This window comes from Mangrovimonas sp. ST2L15 (assembly GCF_001280515.1).
In the GTDB taxonomy this organism is placed as follows: Bacteria; Bacteroidota; Bacteroidia; order Flavobacteriales; family Flavobacteriaceae; genus Mangrovimonas; species Mangrovimonas futianensis.
The window spans coordinates 1-389 of the sequence record NZ_LBIQ01000050.1 but is presented as its reverse complement, the minus strand read 5'-3'; the positions used below and the strand labels follow the sequence as shown (position 1 = coordinate 389).

Annotated in this window: 1 pseudogene; it reads right to left on the bottom strand. The window is 48.3% G+C overall.

Going from position 1 to position 389, the window contains the following annotated elements:
- Positions 1-389: pseudogene (locus ZA07_RS16220) on the bottom strand (hypothetical protein); the annotation flags it as partial.

Below are 389 nucleotides of genomic sequence, written 5' to 3'. Positions count from 1 at the left end.
AGTGAATGTCCACGTTCTGGTCACCACAATGTTACAAGGATCTGTATCGTCCATGCTATCCACAGCAGTAGCTGTAAAGTCACCAGCACAGCTATGTGAACCGGCCAACTCTCCAGCAGCAGGCATGTCGCCGCAACACTCGTAAGTGATATCTGCAGGAGCGTCAGGAGCAACCGGAGCTGTTGTATCTTGAATAGTGATGGTCTGCGACACCGAAGATGAATTGTTACACGCATCAGTAAATGTCCACGTTCTGGTCACCACGATGTTACAAGCATCTGTATCGTACATGCTATCTACAGCAGTAGCTGTAATCTCACCAGCACAGTTGTCTGTAGTAGTCAACTCACCAGAAGCAGGCATGTCGCCGATATAACCGTAAGTGACAT